General features: G+C 61.0%; 15 protein-coding genes and 2 rRNA genes (1 of these 17 only partly in view). 10 read left to right on the top strand and 7 right to left on the bottom strand.

Annotation, left to right across the window (positions count from 1 at the left end; all coding sequences use genetic code 11):
• Nucleotides 1-263 precede the first annotated feature (263 nt).
• Entirely contained in the window at nucleotides 264-998 is a 735-nt protein-coding gene (locus tag HQ912_RS09890) for a thioesterase II family protein (protein WP_047230459.1), read from the bottom strand.
• Between the two features lie 145 nt (nucleotides 999-1,143).
• Between HQ912_RS09890 and tam the strand changes: the two genes are divergently transcribed.
• The 4 genes from tam to HQ912_RS09870 all read left to right on the top strand — a co-directional run bounded on the left by tam (nucleotide 1,144) and on the right by HQ912_RS09870 (nucleotide 6,008).
• A complete protein-coding gene (gene tam, locus HQ912_RS09885) occupies nucleotides 1,144-1,914 on the top strand; it encodes a trans-aconitate 2-methyltransferase (RefSeq protein WP_047230458.1) in 771 nt (256 codons plus the stop codon).
• Between the two features lie 76 nt (nucleotides 1,915-1,990).
• A complete protein-coding gene (locus tag HQ912_RS09880; RefSeq protein ID WP_173406727.1) occupies nucleotides 1,991-3,124 on the top strand; it encodes a cupin-like domain-containing protein in 1,134 nt (377 codons plus the stop codon).
• 267 nt (nucleotides 3,125-3,391) lie between these two features.
• Nucleotides 3,392-4,192: a glucose 1-dehydrogenase gene (locus HQ912_RS09875; protein ID WP_076383881.1), complete on the top strand. Its 801-nt coding sequence runs from the start codon at nucleotides 3,392-3,394 to the stop codon at nucleotides 4,190-4,192.
• Nucleotides 4,185-6,008 (top strand): glycoside hydrolase family 15 protein, encoded by a 1,824-nt coding sequence (locus HQ912_RS09870; protein WP_173406726.1) that lies wholly within the window; start codon nucleotides 4,185-4,187, stop codon nucleotides 6,006-6,008. Before HQ912_RS09875 ends, HQ912_RS09870 begins: the two co-directional genes overlap by 8 nt.
• A gap of 167 nt (nucleotides 6,009-6,175) precedes the next feature.
• On the opposite strand, the gene HQ912_RS09865 is transcribed toward HQ912_RS09870, so the two are convergent.
• Nucleotides 6,176-6,544 (bottom strand): DUF6124 family protein, encoded by a 369-nt coding sequence (locus HQ912_RS09865; RefSeq protein ID WP_076383879.1) that lies wholly within the window; start codon nucleotides 6,542-6,544, stop codon nucleotides 6,176-6,178.
• Nucleotides 6,545-7,148: 604 nt separating this feature from the next.
• On the opposite strand from HQ912_RS09865, the gene HQ912_RS09860 reads away from it, so the two are divergent.
• Both HQ912_RS09860 and HQ912_RS09855 read left to right on the top strand, forming a co-directional pair.
• A complete protein-coding gene (locus HQ912_RS09860; RefSeq protein ID WP_047230453.1) occupies nucleotides 7,149-7,526 on the top strand; it encodes a hypothetical protein in 378 nt (125 codons plus the stop codon).
• 28 nt (nucleotides 7,527-7,554) lie between these two features.
• A complete protein-coding gene (locus tag HQ912_RS09855; protein WP_107322199.1) occupies nucleotides 7,555-8,457 on the top strand; it encodes an alpha/beta fold hydrolase in 903 nt (300 codons plus the stop codon).
• Here the strand turns inward: HQ912_RS09855 and HQ912_RS09850 are convergent.
• A complete protein-coding gene (locus tag HQ912_RS09850; RefSeq protein ID WP_047230451.1) occupies nucleotides 8,426-9,418 on the bottom strand; it encodes a GlxA family transcriptional regulator in 993 nt (330 codons plus the stop codon). The genes HQ912_RS09855 and HQ912_RS09850 overlap by 32 nt on opposite strands.
• Nucleotides 9,419-9,516: 98 nt before the next feature.
• Between HQ912_RS09850 and inhA the strand changes: the two genes are divergently transcribed.
• The gene (gene inhA / locus HQ912_RS09845) at nucleotides 9,517-10,203 is read left to right on the top strand and encodes an isonitrile hydratase (RefSeq protein ID WP_047230450.1); all 687 of its coding nucleotides are present in this window, start codon (nucleotides 9,517-9,519) and stop codon (nucleotides 10,201-10,203) included.
• A gap of 97 nt (nucleotides 10,204-10,300) precedes the next feature.
• Here inhA and HQ912_RS09840 read toward each other — a convergent pair whose 3' ends face one another.
• Nucleotides 10,301-11,038, bottom strand: coding sequence for an SDR family oxidoreductase (locus HQ912_RS09840; protein WP_047230449.1), 738 nt, complete (start codon nucleotides 11,036-11,038; stop codon nucleotides 10,301-10,303).
• Nucleotides 11,039-11,240: 202 nt separating this feature from the next.
• On the opposite strand from HQ912_RS09840, the gene HQ912_RS09835 reads away from it, so the two are divergent.
• Nucleotides 11,241-12,188 carry an AraC family transcriptional regulator gene (locus HQ912_RS09835; protein WP_047230448.1) on the top strand — a complete coding sequence of 316 codons (948 nt, stop codon included), beginning with the start codon at nucleotides 11,241-11,243 and terminating at the stop codon, nucleotides 12,186-12,188.
• A 181-nt stretch (nucleotides 12,189-12,369) separates the two neighbouring features.
• On the top strand, nucleotides 12,370-12,693 hold the full coding sequence (locus HQ912_RS09830; RefSeq protein ID WP_173406725.1) for a hypothetical protein: 324 nt from the start codon (nucleotides 12,370-12,372) through the stop codon (nucleotides 12,691-12,693).
• Between the two features lie 251 nt (nucleotides 12,694-12,944).
• Here HQ912_RS09830 and HQ912_RS09825 read toward each other — a convergent pair whose 3' ends face one another.
• Complete coding sequence (locus tag HQ912_RS09825) at nucleotides 12,945-13,403, bottom strand: SRPBCC family protein (RefSeq protein ID WP_047230567.1); 459 nt, start codon at nucleotides 13,401-13,403, stop codon at nucleotides 12,945-12,947.
• A gap of 123 nt (nucleotides 13,404-13,526) precedes the next feature.
• On the opposite strand from HQ912_RS09825, the gene HQ912_RS09820 reads away from it, so the two are divergent.
• Nucleotides 13,527-13,928, top strand: coding sequence for a lysozyme inhibitor LprI family protein (locus tag HQ912_RS09820; RefSeq protein ID WP_047230566.1), 402 nt, complete (start codon nucleotides 13,527-13,529; stop codon nucleotides 13,926-13,928).
• A gap of 102 nt (nucleotides 13,929-14,030) precedes the next feature.
• Here HQ912_RS09820 and rrf read toward each other — a convergent pair.
• Nucleotides 14,031-14,146 (bottom strand): 5S ribosomal RNA (gene rrf / locus HQ912_RS09815).
• A gap of 150 nt (nucleotides 14,147-14,296) precedes the next feature.
• A 23S ribosomal RNA gene (locus HQ912_RS09810) occupies nucleotides 14,297-15,072 on the bottom strand (it continues 2,116 nt past the right edge of the window).

The raw sequence follows: 15,072 nt of genomic DNA, 5'->3' as shown, positions 1-15,072 counted from the left end.
TTCTGGGTATCCGGAATCAGTGGGCACAAGGCACAAAGGCATGTCGTCCCTATAAAACGAATGCAGACCGGAAAAATTAGCGCTTGAGAATAGAGGTCAGGAAAGAGGGAAATCCGTGGCGAGGGAGCTTGCTCCCGCTCGACTGCGCAGCAGTCGCAGAAGCTCCCGGCCGCAAAAGAACCGACGCCTGGTAGGGGTCGCTTCGCAACCCAGCGGGAGCAAGCTCACTCGCCACAAAAGCAGATTGTTTGTGAATCAGAGCATCAGGCGCTGATTGCTAACCCATGCCGTCGATGATGCACGCTCAACTGATCCTTGATCAGGCGCAGCACCCTGGCCTCGTGCTCATGGATAAAAAAGTGCCCGCCCGCCAGCATGTCCACCGAAAAGCTGCCGGAGGTTTCCCGGCTCCAGCCGATCAGTTGCTCGGTGCTGGCCTTGTCGGTGGTGCCGCCGAGCACGTGCACCGGGCATTTGAGCGGTGCTCGGGTTCGCGGCTGGAAGCGCCCGCACAGCAGAAAATCCGCCCGCAGCACAGGCAAGGTCAGGGCCATCAATTCTTCATTGGCCAGGACTTCTTCGCTGGTGCCATTGAGGGTGCGCAGTTGTTCGATCAATTCAGTATCGGTTTTCGGTGTGGCAAAACCGCGGTCGTAATCGGCGCGCATCGTCGGCGCTGCGGTGCCCGAGGCGAACAGCGCTACCGGTTCCGGGCAACCCAGCTCGCGCAAGGCATGGGCGATTTCGCAGGCCAGCAATGCGCCCAGGCTGTGGCCGAACAGCGCATAAGGGGCCTGGAGCGTGGGGCGCAGTTCCCGGGCCAGTTGCATCGCCAACGGGCCCATGTCGGTGTGCAGCGGCTCGCCGAAACGCGCCCCGCGCCCCGGCAGCTCAACCGGCTGCACCTGCAGCCATTGCGGCACCTTGCGCCGCCAGCGGCTGTAAACCATGGCGCTGGCGCCGGAATACGGCAGGCATAGCAAGGTCAGTTGAGTCACCGCGGTTTTCTCCGATCAGTTGTGTATGGAAGATAACGAACTGGCGACAGTCTGAATTAGTCAGTGTCGCCGTACCTGCCCCATGGCCTCACACGCCCCCTATACTGGCGGCATCTCGGCTCGCCCCATCGCAAAGGAGAACGCCATGACCTGGTCTGCCAAGCAATACGTCACGTTTGAACAGGAACGCACCCGTCCGGCCCGGGACCTGCTGGCGGCCATCCCGCCGGGGCAGGCGCGCTCGGTGATCGACCTGGGGTGCGGCCCCGGCAATTCCACAGAATTATTGGTGGAGCACTTTCCCGGGGCAACGGTGCGTGGCCTGGACAGTTCCAGCGACATGATACAGGCCGCCCGTCAGCGCCTGCCCGAAGTGGCCTTCGACACCGCAGACATCGGCCAATGGGACGAACCCGGCCCCTTCGATGTGATCTTCGCCAACGCGGTGCTGCAATGGCTGCCCGACCACGCAACCCTGCTGCCGTCACTGGTCAGCAAACTGGCCGAGGGTGGCAACCTGGCGATCCAGATGCCCGACACCCTGCACCAGCCGTCCCACCGCTTGATGCGGGAAATCGCCGCCAATGGGCCCTGGGCCAGCCAACTGGCCGGAGCCGCCGATACGCGCACGGAAGTGGCCGATGCCAGCCTGTACTACTCGATCCTCAAGCCCCATTGCACCCGTGTCGACGTGTGGCGCACCACCTACCATCACCCGCTGGCCGGGGGCGCCGCCGGCGTGGTGGAGTGGTTCAAGGGCAGCGGCTTGCGGCCGTTTCTCGACCCGCTGGATGAGGTGCAACGCGGGCAATACCTGCAACAGTATCTCAACGCCGTTGAACAGGCTTATCCGGCCATGGACGATGGAACGGTACTGCTGCCCTTCCCCCGTGTGTTCATGGTCGCGACCCGCTAAACGAAGCAGCGCGGGTTAAATTTCCGGTCCCGGCCCTCGTTACCTGCTCAGACCAAAACCCACAAGAGTGACCGCCGTGGACCTGCAAACCATTCTGGGCAAACTGTTCGCCAACGCGGGCGCCGTTGGTATCGAAGGTGTTTTCCAATTCGTGTTCGGCCCCCAGCAGGCGTACTGGTCCGAGGTCAGAACCAGCAGCCGCATCCAGGCCGGTCGCCACAGCAGCCCCGACGTGACCATTGAAGTGGCGGAAAAGGACTTTCTCGGGATCATGGCCGGTGTGGCCAATGTCGAGGAGCTGTTCGCCAGCGGACGCCTGAAGATCGGCGGCAACATGGGCCTGGCGACGTTGTTGCCGCAGATCATCGAGCATGCCCGCCACGGCAGTGGCGCGGTGGAAAAGGTCGACATGAACAAGCGTTATCCCACCCCGCCGCGCTTCAGCGAAAAGCTCACCGCCAGCCTGCCGACCCAGCGCAGCGTGGAACGTCGCCCGCGCAGCGAGCTGTCGGTGCAAGCGTTTCAAGCGCGCTACCTGCCCCATGGCATTCCGGTGGTCATCAGCAATGCCTTGCAGGACTGGCCGTTGTTCAAGCTCAGTCGCGAAGAATCCCTGGTGCATTTTGCCGAGCTGCAAGGCATCACCCGCCACGGCGACTACGTGAAGAAAACCTTCTCCACCGAGCGGGACTTCCGCTCCACGTCCATGGCCGATTTCATTGCTTCTCTGGACAGCCCGGCGGTCAAGGGCGCCGATGGTGAACCGCCGGCCTACATGGGCAACAACATCCTGCCGGCGCAATTGATGGAGCAAATCAACTACCCGCCCTATTTCGACCCGTCGCTGTTCATCCCGCCACGCATCTGGATCGGCCCAAAGGGCACCCTCACCCCGCTGCACCGCGACGACACCGACAACCTGTTCGCCCAGGTCTGGGGCCAGAAAATCTTCACCCTCGCCGCCCCCCATCACCGCGAAGCCCTCGGCACCTGGTCCACGGCGCCCCAAGGCGGCCTGGACGGTTGCGATTTCAACCCGGACGCGCCGGACTACCAGCGCTTCCCCCGCGCCCGTGACGTGACCTTCCTGCGGGTGACGCTGGAGGCCGGGGATCTGCTGTTCCTGCCTGAAGGCTGGTTCCATCAGGTGGAGTCGGTGTCCACTTCGTTGTCAGTGAACTTCTGGGTGAATTCGGGGCGGGGTTGGTGAGCGCTGACTTGAGGCGAGCGGCCTTTGTGGCGAGGGGATTTATCCCCGCTGGGGCGCGAAGCGGCCCCATTCAAACTGTCTGCCACATCACCGTTGCCAGGTTCTGGGGCTGCTGTGCAGCCCAGCGGGGATAAATCCCCTCGCCACAGGTTTTGTGTTCGCCATGGGTGGCGCGTTCATTCCATCGTGAAGACTGCTTCACCCAAATGAACTCCACGCACCTCATACCAGTCAGCAGGTAAAGCCCTCAACTCAAGGTGCTAGACCATGCAGATATCCCTCGCCCGACAGGTTGCCCTGGTCACCGGCGCCAGTTCCGGCATTGGTGCAGGCGCGGCCAGGGCATTGGCAGACGCCGGTGCCGCGGTGGTGCTCAACTACCACTCCAGCGCCGGCCCGGCGCAAGACCTGGCCCGTGAAATCAACGCCAACGGTGGACGCGCCATCGCCGTCGGTGCCGATGTGTCGAAGGAGCCGGATGTCGAGCGACTGTTCGCCCAGACTGTCGAAGCCTTTGGCACGCTGGACATCCTGGTCGCCAACTCCGGCCTGCAAAAAGACGCCGCCGCCGTCGACATGAGCCTGGAGGACTGGAACACCGTGATCGGCACCAACCTGACCGGCCAGTTCCTCTGCGCCCGTGCCGCCCTGCGGATTTTCAATCAGCAGGGCATTCGCCAGGGCGTGTCCCGGGCCGCCGGCAAAATCATCCACATGAGCTCAGTGCACCAGCGCATCCCCTGGGCCGGTCACATCAACTACGCTGCCTCCAAGGGCGGCGTCCATCTGCTGATGCAGAGTCTGGCCCAGGAAATCAGCCACCAGCGCATCCGCATCAACAGCATCGCGCCCGGCGCGATCCGCACGGCCATCAACCGCGAGGTCACTGAAGGCGAACAGGAGCAGAAATTGCTGGAGCTGATTCCTTACGGGCGTATCGGCGATGTGGAAGATGTCGCCAACGCGGTGGTCTGGCTGGCGTCGGACTTGTCCGATTACGTGGTAGGCACCACGTTGTTCATCGATGGCGGGATGAGCCTTTATCCGGGGTTCCACGGCAATGGCTGACTATCACGAAACCCAAAGCCCTATCGAGAACCACGGCATCATCGGCGACATGCGCAGTGCTGCGCTGGTGAATGACCGAGGCAGTGTCGACTTTTTCTGCTGGCCGGAATTCGACAGCCCATCAATTTTCTGCTCGCTGCTGGACACGCCGGACGCGGGGATCTTTCAACTGGCGCCGGACCTGCCTAATGCCCGTCGCCAGCAGATCTACCTGCCTGACACCAACGTACTGCAAACCCGCTGGCTGAGTGATGACGCCGTGGTGGAAATCACCGACCTGCTGCCCATCGGCGACAGCGAGGATGACCTGCCGGTATTGATCCGCAAAGTGAGCATGACCCTCGGCAGCGCGACGTTTCGCATGCGCTGCGCGGTACGCCACGACTACGCCCGCAGCCTCACCAGCGCACGCCGTGACGGCGATCACATCTGCTTCGAAGCACCGGGGCAACCTGGCTTGCGTTTGTGTTCCGATCAGCTCATGACCCTGGACGACCGGGCGGCGGTGGCCGAGTTCAGGCTGGAACAAGGCCAGAGCGCCGAGTTCCTGCTGGGCGGGATTGACGACCCGCGGCTTCAGGATGACATCAGCGCAATATGCCTGGAGCGAACACTGGCGTTCTGGCGCGGCTGGATTGGCCAATCCACCTATCGCGGGCGCTGGCGGGAAATGGTCAACCGCTCGGCCTTGGCGCTGAAACTGCTGACCTCACGCAAACACGGCGCCATCCTCGCCGCCGCGACCTTCGGCCTGCCGGAAACCCGTGGCGGCGAGCGCAACTGGGACTATCGCTACACCTGGATCCGCGACGCGTCCTTCACCGTTTACGCGTTCATGCGCCTGGGCTTCGTTGAAGAAGCCAACGCCTACATGCGTTTTCTGCGGAGCCGGGTCAGCGACTGCTGCGATCAGCCGATCAAACTCAACATCCTGTACGGCCTGGACGGCAGGCTGGAGCTACCTGAAGTCGAACTGCCACACCTCAGCGGCTTTGGTCATGCCAAGCCGGTGCGCATCGGCAACCTGGCCTACAAACAAGTGCAACTGGATATCTTCGGCGAATTGATGGACGCGGTGTATCTGGTCAACAAATACGGCGAAGCCATTTCCCATCAGGGCTGGAAACACGCCGTCAATGTGGTCGATCAGGTCTGTGATATCTGGCAGGACAAAGACGTGGGCATTTGGGAAATGCGCGGGGAGAAGCACCACTTCCTGCATTCGCGGCTGATGTGCTGGGTCGCCGTCGATCGCGCCATCCGCCTCGCGGTCAAACGCTCCTTGCCCGCACCTTTCGCCCGCTGGGACCAGACTCGCCAGGCCATCTATGAAGACATCTGGACAAATTTCTGGAACGAGGAACGGCAGCATTTCATCCAGCGTCTGGGCAGTACCGCCCTCGACGGTTCGATGTTGTTGATGCCACTTGTGCGCTTCGTCAGCGCCCGCGACCCGCGCTGGCTCTCGACCCTCGATGCCATTGAAAAAGACCTGGTGCGCGATGGCATGGTCTACCGCTACCGCAACGACGAAAGCCCCGTTGACGGCCTCAGCGGCATTGAAGGTTCGTTCGCCGCGTGTTCGTTCTGGTACGTCGAATGCCTAGCCCGCGCCGGCCGTGTGGAAAAAGCCCAACTGGAGTTCGAACAACTGCTGCGCTACGCCAACCCGCTGGGCTTGTACGCCGAAGAGTTCGACAGCCACGGCTACCACCTGGGCAACACCCCCCAGGCTTTGACCCACCTGGCGCTGATCAGCGCCGCCAGCTTCCTGGACCGCAAATTGAGTGGGGACAAAACGCATTGGCAGCCGTGAGCCGGGCTGGCGAGTGAACGTATTCCCCGCTGTGCACGGGCTTTTGTGGGAGCAAGGCTTGCCCGCGATGAAGGCGACGCGGTCGTGAAATCGAGTCGCCCTCATCGCGGGCAAGCCTTGCTCCCACCCTGCACCACCAAAGCTCAGTACAACAAGTGGTGTATCTGCTACCGCGCCGACTCAGCCAGTTCGAGATCATCCAACGCTCGATTGGCCAGCAACGTACCCAGCTCAATCAACTGCTGAATCCCCAGCGCAACATGCCGCCGGGAACCTTCCAGCTCGAATGCCAGGTCACTGACCATGGCGTTGGCCGAAGCCAGGGTTTCGCTGAGGCTGGTCAGCACGGATTCGGTGTTGAGGCCGGGGACCACTGAAAATATCTGGCCGTCCTGGGTGTCGGGTTTGGCTGGGGCTGGGGGAGACAAGTGGACATTCAGCGCCCGGTCAGCGGCTTCGCGGAGTTTTTTGGTGTCGAGGGTGGTGTAGGCGGACAGGTTTTCGGCGCGTGGAGGGTTGGGGGTGATCTTGACCATTTGTGAAGCTCCTGACTTGAAATTGAGCCCACTCACCTCGTGACCAAACGAGGGGTGGTGGGCTATACGCAGGTTGGTCAACCGGGAAGTCAGGCACCCGGCGCACTCGAAAGTGCCCCGCGCACAGCCCACCGCAAAGCATACCGACAAGCACACAAAAAAGCGCCGACATGCTGAGGTTGGCGCGTGTGCGCCTGACATTGGACGGGTGACCAAACCCGGTCGCTGATTTTGCAGCGACCGGCAAAGCCTAGCCCCGCCGTTTCCGAACCAGCAACCGCCACGACTCGTCGGAAAATTCCGGTTCACCTATTTTTTTGTAGGAACTCCACACCCTTGTGGCGAGGGGATTTATCCCCGCTGGGCTGCGTAGCAGCCCGTCCATAGGCCAATCCACTTTGCCAGACAGACCGAGTTGACCGTTTTCGGGGCTGCTACGCAGCCCAGCGGGGATAAATCCCCTCGCCACAGAAGCGGGCACCAACATTTCTCCATCTATCGCTGCCGCCGGTTTCAGGTTGCCAGCCCTGTAAACCCCTCCTAAGATCGATGCACTCAAGGGTGCAGCGGAGCTGCCCGATAAAACCCGATTCAAGGATCTGACATGACCCATGTAAAACGCTCTATCACCACCCCGCCCCGAACAGGCCTGACCCGGGAAGACCTCTGGGAAGGCCAAGACAAGGGCCTGATCAAGTGCTGGGAAATCGGCCGCGATCGGGCGCTGAAGTTTCCCGATCTGGCGCAGCGTTGCCTGGCCGGTGAATTGCCGGTGCTCGGCTGGAAAGGCGGTGTCAGTCGCAGCCTGAAGAAAAACGAAAAGTTCGGCTGCCTCAAGTACCTCGCCCAATGGCAGGGCCTGCGCGGTGAAGACCTGGACATCGATCTGTCCCAGGACCGCACCCTGACCTGCTCCAGCACGAACATGATCGTGACCTTCACGCCGGATCGGGCCAAATATGTGAATCAGGAACCCGCATAACGGCAACCGAGCCGTGCAGGAGACCGACATGAACCAGGCGCCCAGAATCAACTTCGCGGTGACGCCTCTGCTGCGCATCGCCTACGAAGAGCACGGCCCCGCCAGCGGCGCCCCAGTGATCCTGCTGCACGGTTTCCCTTACGACCCCAGGGCCTTTGATGAAGTCGCACCGGCCTTGGCCCAGCGCGGCTATTGGGTCATCGTGCCGTACCTGCGCGGCTACGGCCCGACCCGGTTCAATAACCCGAGCATCCTGCGTTCCGGCCAGCAAGCGGCGCTGGCCCAGGATCTGCTGGACCTGATGCAGGCACTCGCCATTCCCCAAGCCGGGTTGTGCGGCTACGACTGGGGCGGGCGGGCCGCGTGTATCGTGGCGGCGCTGTGGCCCGAACGGGTTCGCTGCCTGGTGACCGGCGATGGCTATAACGTGCAGGACATTCCCCGATCGACTCAGCCGCTGGACCCTGAGACCGAGCACAGATTGTGGTACCAGTATTACTTCCACAGCGCCCGGGGCGTCGAGAGCCTGACACAGAACCGGCGCGAACTGTGCCAGTTGCTCTGGCGCCTGTGGTCACCGACCTGGACACGCGGCACAGCGCTGTATCCCCTCAGTGCCCCGTCCTTCGACAACCCGGATTTCGTCGAGGTGGTGATTCATTCCTACCGTCATCGCTTCATGTACGCACCGGGCGACCCGACGCTGGAGTGGATGGAGGAACGACTGACCGCGCAACCGGCCATCAGCGTGCCGAGCATCTCCCTGTGCGGTGCCGATGACGGCGTTGGACCTGCACCTGAGTTCGACGAAGACGCCGAACATTTCAGCGGTGTCTACGAGCGTCGAGTGCTCGCCGGTGTCGGCCACAACATTCCCCAGGAAGCCCCCCAGGCCACGCTCAGGGCATTGCTGGATCTGCTTGAGGACTGACCGCGAAACGCTCGCGATACGCCTGGGGCGTCACACCCATGGCCCGCAGGAAGCTGCGGCGCAGGGTTTCTTCGCTGCCAAAGCCGCATTGCACCGCGACCCGCTTGATCGGCAGTGCTGTGTCGGCCAGCAGCCGGCGGGCGGTCTCCACACGAATCAGCTCCACCGCCCGCGCTGGCGTCTGGCCGGTGTCGGCACGGTAGTGACGCACGAAACTGCGCTCGCTCATCCCCGCCTCTGCCGCCAGACTCGGCAAGCCCAGGTCCTGGGTGAGGTTTTCCGCGATCCAGGCGTGCAGATCATCAAAACGACTGCCCTGATTCTGCAGTGACAAGGTCACGCTGAACTGCGATTGACCGCCTGGACGCTTGAGGAACACCACCAGTTGCCGGGCGACTTCCAGAGCGATGGCGCGACCCAAATCGTCCTCCACCAGGGCCAACGCCAGGTCGATGCCGGCCGTAACGCCCGCCGAAGTCCAGACCGGGCCGTCGTTGATAAAAATCGGGTTGGGTTCGACCCGCAGTTGCGGGTGCTGCCTGGCCAGTTGTTCGCAACGGGTCCAGTGCGTGACCACCCGACGTCCGTCCAACCAACCGCTGGCGGCCAGCAGGAACGCCCCGGTGCACACCGACGCCACGCGCCGCGAGCGCAGACCATGGTCCCTGACCCAGGCCACCAGCGCCGCGTCCTGCGCCGCCTCGTACACCCCCCAACCGCCGGCGATAAGCAATGTGTCGCTACCCACGCTCGGCAGCGGCTCGGCCATAAGCGCGAGCCCCGCCGACGACATCACCGCCCCGCCACCGGCAGCAATCACGGTGGGTGCGTAAGGCAACGGCAAGCCTTGCTGGCGTGCCAGGTCGTTGGCCGAAGCAAAGACCTGCAAGGGCCCGGTGACATCTAGCACCTGCACGTTGGCAAAGGCCAGTACATGAACGGTTTTCGGTGGGTTTGGCATATTGGCGTAATTCGTGGGCTTATTGGCGTATACGCCAGAGCCTACGGGCCTAAAGTTAAACCGTCCACCCCTCAGGCATCACTTCAGGAGAAAGCGCCATGGCGTTGCAGATCGGTTTTCTGTTATTCCCCCAGGTTCAACAACTGGACCTCACCGGCCCTTATGACGTGCTCGCCTCGCTGCCAGACGTGAAGGTGCACCTGATCTGGAAAGACCTGGCCCCAGTCACCGCCAGCACCGGGTTGGTACTCCTACCGACCACCACGTTCGAGAAGTGCCCCAAGCTCGACGTGATCTGCATCCCGGGCGGCAGCGGCGTCGGGCCGTTGATGGAAGATGAGCAGACCTTGGCGTTCATCAAGCAACAGGCGGCCCACGCGCAGTACATCACCTCCGTGTGCACCGGTTCGCTGGTGCTTGGCGCGGCGGGTTTATTGCAGGGTAAACGGGCCACCACCCATTGGGCTTATCACAGTCTGCTGCAAACCCTGGGCGCCACACCGGTCAAGGACCGCGTGGTACGCGACGGCAACCTGTTCACCGGTGGTGGCATCACCGCCGGGATCGATTTTGCCTTGACCCTGGCGGCCGAATTGTTCGACCAGGACACCGCCGAGCTGGTCCAGCTACAGCTTGAATACGCCCCGGCCCCGCCGTTCACCGCCGGCGGCCCGGAGACCGCGCCGACCCAGGTGCTGGAAGAAGCCAACCGACGCGCAGCAGAGTCGTTTCGAGTGCGCTCGCAGATTACTCAACGGGCAGCGGCGCGATTGGCACTGCAATAACGATTAACGCCAATCAGTCCCCCCAAAAAAAGGTGGTGAGGGGTTTTATCCCCTCACCACACAAGACATGAAGAATCTCCTGCCGCATCGATTCAATTCAGAACGGGCTGGCCGTCGGGCGCACCACCAGTTCGCTGACGTCCACATCGTCCGGCTGTTCAATGGCGTAGGCAATCGCCCGGGCAATCGCCTCGGCGGGAATGGCGATCCGGCGAAACTCGCGCATCTCGGCGCGCCCACCTTCATCGGAAATACTTTCGGCCAACTCCGACTCGGTTACGCCAGGGGAAATCACCGTCACCCGTACGTCACCACCGACCTCCTGGCGCAAACCCTCGGAAATCGCTCGCACGGCGAACTTGGTGGCGCAGTACACCGCCGCCGTCGGGCTGACCGTGTAGGCACCAATGGAAGCAATGTTGATGAACTGGCCGCTGCGCTGGCGTTGCATCAAAGGCAAACCGGCGGCGATGCCGTGGAGTACACCACGAATGTTGACGTCGATCATGCGATCCCACTCGTCAACTTTCAGCGCCTCGAGTTTGGAGAGCGGCATGACCCCGGCGTTGTTGACGATCACATCGACCTTGCCGAATCGCTCGACAGCGAAGTCGATCAGGCTCTGCACATCATCACGGCGCGTCACGTCCACGGCTTTGCAAGCAGCCTGCTGGCCGTCGGCTTCAAGTTCCTGCACCAGCGCCTGCAAGCGATCGACGCGTCGCGCACCCAGCACCACTCGTGCGCCCCGGGCAGCCAGCAACCGTGCGGCGGCTTCGCCAATACCGCTGCTGGCGCCGGTGATCACCACAACTTTGTTTTGAATAGCGGACATGATGGTTTCCTCGTCTGGATGTATGGCCCCCCGATGGGAGCGTTTTGACAGGTCCAGATTAGGGAGCAGATCCGTGTCTGGGTTAGCCGGATCCTCCTGCGCCCTTGCACGATCCTGTAGCGATAAAACCGCCTCTGGTCGCCGGGCGCACAATCGGCTTTACTAGCGCGGTCCACCCATTTGGCCAGGGAGATAGATCGGCATGTCGGTATCCACGTCCATACACGTAACGCCTGAGGACGGCGTCAACCAGCGCCGCACCGAACTGGCGGAACTGATGAAGCGCTTCGCCCCGGAATTCGGCGTTCATCCCACCGCCATCGAGACCTTGCACCTGATCCGTAGCGACCAGCCCACCGAAGCCCTGCACACGATCCACAAGCCCGGTTTGTGCGTGATCGTCCAGGGGCGCAAAGAGGTTCGGCTGGCGGATGAATGCTACGTCTATGATTCGCTCAACTACCTGGTGGTCTCGGTCACCCTGCCGCTGGCGGGTCAGGTGATCGAAGCCAGCCCCGAGCGCCCCTACCTGTGCATTCGCCTGGATATCGACCCGGCGCAGATCTGCCGTCTGATCGCCGACGCCAGCCCCATTGGGGTACCGGCCCAACGAACCGATCGAGGACTATTCCTGGACCGCATCGATGCGCCGCTGCTCGATGCGGTGTTGCGTTTGCTGCGGCTGCTGGAGAGTCCGGACGATATCGCCACGCTCGCGCCCTTGGCCCAACAGGAAATTTTCTACCGCCTGCTACGGGGTGCCCAGGGCCAGCGCTTGCACGAAATTGCCATACCCGACACGCAAACCCACCGTATCAGTCGCGCAATCGAGTGGCTCAACACCCATTATGCCGAGCCGCTGAGCATCGATAGCCTGGCACAAATGATCAATCTCAGCCCTTCGGCACTGCACCATCGCTTCAAAGCCGTGACCGCCATGAGCCCGCTGCAATACCAGAAACAGCTGCGCCTGCAGGAAGCCCGACGGCTGCTGCTGGCGGAGAACAGCGACGTTTCGTCAATCGGCTACAAAATGGGCTATGAAAGCCCCTCGCAGTTCAGCCGCGAATACAGCCGTCTATTCGGGGCCTCGCCGAGCAAGGACATCGCCCGGCTACGTGCCGAGGCCTTGCAGATGAGTCGCGCCTGATCCTGCACACAAACAGGATCAGGCAAACCAAGGGCAGTATCCGTCTAACGGCGTCCCCCTCCTCGCCCCTACTCTGAACCCATGCAGCAAGACTACCGTCCGGGCTGCAACGGGTTCAGCAGATCGCGACATCTGAACGACCCGGCACTCAACCCCTTTTGATATGACCGGAGTCATCGCCATGAAAACTTTCAGTTCCTTGATCGCCGTTACCACTTTCGTCCTGAGCGTCAGTGCCTTTGCCCTGCCCAGCCAGCAGCAGGACCGTTTCTTTACGCAAACGCTCGGATATCAGCAGCCTGTGGCCGCTGATGGTTCGGACCGCACGCCTGGGCAGACTCTTGCCGCTGATGGTTCGGACCGCACACCTGGGCAGGCACTTGCCGCTGATGGTTCCGACCGCACACCTGGGCAGGCACTTGCCGCTGATGGTTCCGACCGCACACCTGGGCAGGCACTTGCCGCTGATGGTTCCGACCGTACCATGGCGCGACGCCTGGCTTGATAGGTCGGCTTTTCTGCAGACGAAAAAAAACCCGCCGAGGCGGGTTTTTCCAAGACCATCACGACTCCCTGTCGATAGCCATCCTTGCAAGGTCGATCGTCCCTGATCCTGAAGCACTCCCTGTGCTTCAGTGGTTGAGTACAGATTACGCATCGGATCCAAAGCGCAACAGACGATATAGCAACCATGGCGTGTAAGACATTCGCTATAGCAGCCCTTCCGTAAACCCTTAGATGCACGGGCACTGAGGATCAGGCCTTGGCCAGGAATGCTTCGATATTCGCCATCTGCTCGTCCCAACCACGGCTGTCCATACGAAAAGCCTTAAGCCGACGCGCCTCCGGGATACCGTTAAAGCCCGACTCCACCACTTTGAGCAAGGTGCCGCCATCCATGTCTTCAAGTTCGAACTGAACCCTCGTTTCGGGTTCCTGAGAGTAGTCCACCTGCGGTTCAATGGCGTACGGATGCCAGCGAAACGAAAAAACCCGCTCCGGCTCGACCCGCTCTACCGCAACGTCCCAGATAAGGTGTTCATAACCAGGATAGGTGATCTGCCCCTGGGTACGCTCGCCCGCGACAAATCGTCTGCCTTCAAGCGCGACGCCGAACCATTGACCGAAGGCTTCGGCATTGGCCAAGGCCCGCCAGACCTGAGAGCGCGGCGCCTTGAGCAGAATTTTTCTTTCGATGCGATCAGATGAATGCATGAGTCACCTCCTGTGTTCAACCCTAGGCCTGTAAGACCACGAGGCCAACCAGAAAGTTGTATCGACCCAGCGTTTGGGTACACTCCTTCGGCATTTAGAAATCCCATCAAGGAGAGATCGACCATGTTCCCACGCTTGTTTCTGGGCCTGACGCCGCTGCTTTTTATCAGTATTGTCCAAGCCGATGACTGCGCCAATGCTAGCACCCAGGGAGCAATGAACCAGTGCGCAGCCCAAGAGAACAAAGCCGCTGACGACGAGCTGAACAGTCTGTACAAGCAGATCACTGCACGCCTTAAAGATGACCCGCAGGCCAAGCAGCTACTGGTCAAGGCACAGCGGGCCTGGATCAGCTTCCGTGACGCCGAATGCAATTTTTCTGCCTCCGGAGTCGAAGGGGGTAGCGTCTATCCGCTGGTCCACAGCAATTGCGCCACAGCCGTAACCAAGGCCCGGGTCGAGACGCTCAAGACCTACCTCAAGTGCGAAGAAGGTGATCTGAGCTGCCCGGTCCCTGGGGCTTAACCATTGATGCAAAAAAAGGATGACCTCTTCAGGTCATCCTTTTTTTTCGGCACAAAAACAAAACCCCTACCTGCGTCAGCAGATAGGGGTTTCGGAATTTAATCTTGACGATGACCTACTCTCACATGGGGAAACCCCACACTACCATCGGCGATGCATCGTTTCACTGCTGAGTTCGGGATGGGATCAGGTGGTTCCAATGCTCTATGGTCGTCAAGAAATTCGGTAGCCAGCGCGTGCCTTACGGTCACGTTCCAGCGAATGGGTATGCGATAGGTTTGTGTGTTGTGCGAACTTTCGGTTCATAGCGTCTTCACACACCGCAATCTGGTGCCCTGTATCGGGTCAACAAATTGCTTGGGTGTTATATGGTCAAGCCTCACGGGCAATTAGTATGGGTTAGCTCAACGCCTCACAGCGCTTACACACCCCACCTATCAACGTCGTAGTCTTCGACGGCCCTTCAGGGGACTCAAGGTCCCAGTGAGATCTCATCTTGAGGCAAGTTTCCCGCTTAGATGCTTTCAGCGGTTATCTTTTCCGAACATAGCTACCCGGCAATGCCACTGGCGTGACAACCGGAACACCAGAGGTTCGTCCACTCCGGTCCTCTCGTACTAGGAGCAGCCCCTCTCAAATCTCAAACGTCCACGGCAGATAGGGACCGAACTGTCTCACGACGTTCTAAACCCAGCTCGCGTACCACTTTAAATGGCGAACAGCCATACCCTTGGGACCGGCTTCAGCCCCAGGATGTGATGAGCCGACATCGAGGTGCCAAACACCGCCGTCGATATGAACTCTTGGGCGGTATCAGCCTGTTATCCCCGGAGTACCTTTTATCCGTTGAGCGATGGCCCTTCCATACAGAACCACCGGATCACTAAGACCTACTTTCGTACCTGCTCGACGTGTCTGTCTCGCAGTCAAGCGCGCTTTTGCCTTTATACTCTACGACCGATTTCCGACCGGTCTGAGCGCACCTTCGTACTCCTCCGTTACTCTTTAGGAGGAGACCGCCCCAGTCAAACTACCCACCATACACTGTCCTCGATCCGGATAACGGACCTGAGTTAGAACCTCAAAGTTGCCAGGGTGGTATTTCAAGGATGGCTCCACGCGAACTGGCGTCCACGCTTCAAAG

Source organism: Pseudomonas sp. MPDS (assembly GCF_013283895.1).
In the GTDB taxonomy this organism is placed as follows: Bacteria; Pseudomonadota; Gammaproteobacteria; order Pseudomonadales; family Pseudomonadaceae; genus Aquipseudomonas; species Aquipseudomonas rhizophila.
Note: the sequence above shows the minus strand (reverse complement) of the source record. Positions and strands in the feature narration are given on the sequence as shown.

Bases quoted from the DNA above. Each gene is read 5' to 3' on its own strand.
- tam (WP_047230458.1), top strand. From the start codon at position 1,144: ATGACCTGGTCTGCCAAGCAATACGTCACGTTTGAACAGGAACGCACC.
- HQ912_RS09875 (WP_076383881.1), top strand. From the start codon at position 3,392: ATGCAGATATCCCTCGCCCGACAGGTTGCCCTGGTCACCGGCGCCAGT.
- HQ912_RS09870 (WP_173406726.1), top strand. From the start codon at position 4,185: ATGGCTGACTATCACGAAACCCAAAGCCCTATCGAGAACCACGGCATC.
- HQ912_RS09865 (WP_076383879.1), bottom strand. From the start codon at position 6,544: ATGGTCAAGATCACCCCCAACCCTCCACGCGCCGAAAACCTGTCCGCC.
- HQ912_RS09860 (WP_047230453.1), top strand. From the start codon at position 7,149: ATGACCCATGTAAAACGCTCTATCACCACCCCGCCCCGAACAGGCCTG.
- HQ912_RS09855 (WP_107322199.1), top strand. From the start codon at position 7,555: ATGAACCAGGCGCCCAGAATCAACTTCGCGGTGACGCCTCTGCTGCGC.
- HQ912_RS09850 (WP_047230451.1), bottom strand. From the start codon at position 9,418: ATGCCAAACCCACCGAAAACCGTTCATGTACTGGCCTTTGCCAACGTG.
- inhA (WP_047230450.1), top strand. From the start codon at position 9,517: ATGGCGTTGCAGATCGGTTTTCTGTTATTCCCCCAGGTTCAACAACTG.
- HQ912_RS09840 (WP_047230449.1), bottom strand. From the start codon at position 11,038: ATGTCCGCTATTCAAAACAAAGTTGTGGTGATCACCGGCGCCAGCAGC.
- HQ912_RS09835 (WP_047230448.1), top strand. From the start codon at position 11,241: ATGTCGGTATCCACGTCCATACACGTAACGCCTGAGGACGGCGTCAAC.
- HQ912_RS09830 (WP_173406725.1), top strand. From the start codon at position 12,370: ATGAAAACTTTCAGTTCCTTGATCGCCGTTACCACTTTCGTCCTGAGC.
- HQ912_RS09825 (WP_047230567.1), bottom strand. From the start codon at position 13,403: ATGCATTCATCTGATCGCATCGAAAGAAAAATTCTGCTCAAGGCGCCG.
- HQ912_RS09820 (WP_047230566.1), top strand. From the start codon at position 13,527: ATGTTCCCACGCTTGTTTCTGGGCCTGACGCCGCTGCTTTTTATCAGT.